General features: G+C 61.2%; 6 protein-coding genes. All 6 read right to left on the bottom strand.

The annotated features are described in order from the left end of the window. Positions 1-151: 151 nt before the first annotated feature. Positions 152-613, bottom strand: coding sequence for a hypothetical protein (locus ACTQV4_RS10150; RefSeq protein ID WP_441569773.1), 462 nt, complete (start codon positions 611-613; stop codon positions 152-154). Beyond that, positions 610-1,227: a replication protein gene (locus ACTQV4_RS10145; RefSeq protein WP_441569772.1), complete on the bottom strand. Its 618-nt coding sequence runs from the start codon at positions 1,225-1,227 to the stop codon at positions 610-612. The genes ACTQV4_RS10150 and ACTQV4_RS10145 overlap by 4 nt, the downstream gene beginning before the upstream one ends. Before the next feature lie 171 nt (positions 1,228-1,398). Then, positions 1,399-1,704, bottom strand: a complete 306-nt coding sequence (locus tag ACTQV4_RS10140) for a hypothetical protein (RefSeq protein WP_441569771.1) — start codon at positions 1,702-1,704, stop codon at positions 1,399-1,401. A gap of 402 nt (positions 1,705-2,106) precedes the next feature. Further along, positions 2,107-2,718: a hypothetical protein gene (locus ACTQV4_RS10135; protein ID WP_441569770.1), complete on the bottom strand. Its 612-nt coding sequence runs from the start codon at positions 2,716-2,718 to the stop codon at positions 2,107-2,109. 6 nt (positions 2,719-2,724) lie between these two features. Further along, positions 2,725-3,006 (bottom strand): hypothetical protein, encoded by a 282-nt coding sequence (locus ACTQV4_RS10130; protein WP_441569769.1) that lies wholly within the window; start codon positions 3,004-3,006, stop codon positions 2,725-2,727. Continuing rightward, positions 3,003-3,383 (bottom strand): helix-turn-helix domain-containing protein, encoded by a 381-nt coding sequence (locus tag ACTQV4_RS10125; RefSeq protein ID WP_441569768.1) that lies wholly within the window; start codon positions 3,381-3,383, stop codon positions 3,003-3,005. The genes ACTQV4_RS10130 and ACTQV4_RS10125 overlap by 4 nt, the downstream gene beginning before the upstream one ends. Between the last annotated feature and the right edge of the window lie 149 nt (positions 3,384-3,532).

The following is a 3,532-nucleotide window of genomic DNA, read 5'->3' as shown; positions in this document are numbered from 1 at the left end:
CCGCCTCTCTACGGTCCAGACTACCCGCCGCCGGGTTTCTGCCAAAACGCGCGGCCTCCAACCCTGTCAACACAAAAAACGGCGCATGAACTGGGGTTTTGTTCCCTCGTCCATGCGCCTCGCGGCCGTTCTATGCTGTTTTCCCTGCTCGCTATCCCGTTTGTTGACCGGCCCCCTTCAACGCTTGGAAAAACGCCAAATGCTGATAGGCCAAATCTTTAAGGAGCTTCGCCCGTCCAAGCATCTCGATAGCCTCGTCAACGCGGCCCGTGTCGTTCAGGACCCTCGCGGACCTAGCCGCCTCTGCCCCGTACCTGCACGCACACGCCCGGTACCCGCTATCGACCAGCTTTCGCAACCTTTCGGCCGTTTCATCGTCCGGTACCGTCCCTAGGCGCATTTTGGCCCGCCCCTTGTTCCCGTCCGTCCTCAACGTCGACCGGTAGAGCCTCCGGGCCGTGCTCTCGCTCATGCACAGAAAGCCGCCAAGGTTCCCAAACGTCGGGGCCGTCCCGTCCGGTAGGTTGACGCCCGCCGCCCTGTAAAGGTCGATAACGGCTTTGGCGACGGTAAACCCGTCCTCATGCCCCACGGCCCTCAAGACGGCGCTCACTTGGAACCCTCCCACGCTATCGACTTGAGATAGGCGGTTAGGTAAATCGTGTTCCTGCGAATGGTTCGCTTCCACTCCGGACGCTCGGTACGTGCATACCTCGCCAACGCCACCAAGCTCACGACGTTGTACTCGTCGATGAACGCCTCTATCTCGTCGATAATCCGGTCTGTTTCGTCCGCCTCGTCCAGCGCCACGGCACTCCACGACGCGCCGCCAAGCGCGTCAACGTCGGCCGCGTCATAACGGTGTTTGTCATGATCGTCGAGGTGAATCAGATAGCGGGCGTAACCCTTTATCGAACGCACGAGCTCGGGGGGCATCGTGACCCCCGCCCTATCGAAAGCCTCTTTCGCCGTTTTCGCCTGTACCGGGCTCTCGAACATAGCCAAAACGTGATAGTGGGGCTTTTTGGGCTTCCCGTCGGCCGTGACGTCCGAATCGTGCAACGGGCTCACAAGCATTTCTATATGAGCTTCCGCCAAGGCGTCGCGCCATCCGTCCGGGGCGCTCTCGGGGTAGACGATGCACGCCCACCCGCGCGAACGCTGTGCGCGTTTCGCGTCGGCCCTCCGTTGGGCCTCTTTCCGCTTCTCGGGGTCTTTGATGGGCATAAGTAGAGCCACCTGCTTTCTACGTCGGGCGGCTCGTAAAGATGGTACTATGTCCCTATACAAAAGGGTTCGAGCCGCAACCTCGAATCTGAAAAGGGTCCTGTTGGCGCAGGGCCTTTTTCTTTATCGAGATTATATCAAACGGGTATGGAACTCGGTATCCAGACCGGGCTATATGGCCACGCCGTCGAACCTCGAACGCCTCTGCTCGATATACGGCCGGACCTCCGGGAGCGTTTCCGCCAACATGCGACTGAAAGCGGCCTGATAGCTGTTGTTCACCTTGAACCGCCCGCCGTCCCGAGGTGTCCACTCCAGCGCCCGGACCTCCTCGACCAAACGCGAAACGCTCACGCGCCTCTGGGCCCCGGCCTCCTCCATGGCACGGCGCTCGATATACGCCCACGCCTCCGGGTTGTTCTCCGCCCATGCACGAGCCTCGATCATCAAGGCCCGGACCTCTCTCGCGTCCCTCATCACTCTCAAACCTCCAAAAGCCGCTCATTTTTCGTCGCTCCTTTCTCTTTTCAATTTCAGACCCCTCCATACCCTGCCGGACCCTTTTTTATGGGTATAGCTGGGGTTTTGTATCCACATGGTAGGGTATGGGGTATGGAACTCCCCTAGAGGGAGGGTCGTAGTCCGCCTCCCTCTTTGGGAAACCTGAATATCTCGCCCCGAATCATCGGCACCGGCCCGCGCGTCCCGCGCGTCCGGGTGAGTGCCGTCACCCGCTCCAAACGTTTCGCAAAAGCAGGGAAAGGCAAGGGCGCATATCGGCGTCCCTTTCCCTCACGTTCTCCCCGCCGTCACCGGTCCCCAAATCTGACGTTTCAATAGGGGCGATGATAGGGGGCAAAGCCCCCTATAACCCCGTGTCTACGCCCACGGCGCGGCCATATAGCCCGCGTACGCCGTCTCGATTGAAGATACCGAATCGGCCACGATTCCACCCCATGCGCGGTCGTATGCCGTCGTTACGGCCATGCCGTGGCAATAATCGGCGAAAGCGTCCAACTCGCCCTCTACGTCCTCGATGAAAGCGGGCGCGTTGTCCTCGACGTCGAGGCCGTTGCGCTTTGCGGCCGTGATAACCGCTCGAACCGCTGTGTTGCTCTCGCCCTTGTATGTCGCGACCATCGCCGCGTACTCGTCCGGGGTCATGAGGCACCCGCCAAGGACCTCGAAAAGCCCGTCCGGTACATCGGCAGGGTCGATAGTGAAAGCCGCCTCACGGGCCTCTGAAACAGCCTCGCGGGCCTTTTCGAAAGCGTCGCTCATGGCCTTTTCTGCTCGGTCCTTGTCGGCTTTGATTGTCTCCATGCGGTTCGCTAGGCCCGTGCGTCCCGTGATTCCCTCGTTGAAAGCATTTTGAGCGCCGTGCTCGTCCCTCTCGGCTTTCACGTAGGCCGCTTTAGCCTCCGCCGCCGCCTTGCTCATATCGCCGAGGGCATCGACGGCCGCCTGCTTATAGCGTTCAATCTTGTTCATTTCCGTTTACCTCTCTTTTCCCTGATAGACGCGCCGTTCCCACGCTGGGCCAAACGGCCCCTCCATATCGAACAGCCCCGGTTTCTCTTTGCGCTCCGGTGGTATCCAGTCGACAATCTTTCGCCCGTCCGATAGCTTTCGATCGGCACCGCCCCAGTAGATATCGGAGGCTGCGGGCATCGACGGCGTGCGCCTCACCCTCGACCCGTCGGCAAGCACGAACGTCCCTAGGTCCTCGCCCCACAAACGGGCCTCAAGGCGGCTCAGGCGGCTTTCGACGGCGCTCATAGGCCCTCGGCCTCCTCTAGTGCCTCAAGGCGGCTCAGGACGTCCCTACGCTCGCTCAGTCGCAGGTAGCAGTTGATAGCCGCGTTGGCCGCGTTCAAACGGACTTGTGGGCTCGCGTCCTCGTCCGCCATCACGTCCGCTATCGTGTCCACCGCACTCGAAAGCGTCGAAACTGCCCGGTCTACCGCGCCCCGTACCATCTCGTCGACGGCCTCGCGCATCATTTCGGCCACGTTGTCCGCCTTTAGCCACCGGCGAAACGTGCTCTCACTCACGCCGCACGCCTCCGCCGCCTCGGCCACCGTTCTCGCGCTCAGTCGCGCCGCCACGGCCCTCGCCGCGTTCTCGTCGCTGACTGCCCTCGTTTTGTCGGTCATTTGGAATCACCTCGCTATCTCTCTACGGTCCAGACTAACCGCCTCTCTACGGTCCAGACTACCCGCCGCCGGGTTTCTGCCAAAACGCGCGGCCTCCAACCCTGTCAACACAAAAAACGGCGCATGAACTGGGGTTTTGTTCCCTCGTC

The sequence above is a fragment of the Collinsella sp. LCP19S3_B11 genome (assembly GCF_052121915.1).
GTDB lineage: Bacteria > Actinomycetota > Coriobacteriia > Coriobacteriales > Coriobacteriaceae > Collinsella.
The sequence above is the reverse complement of the archived record's forward strand: the minus strand, read 5'-3'. Positions and strand labels throughout refer to the sequence as shown.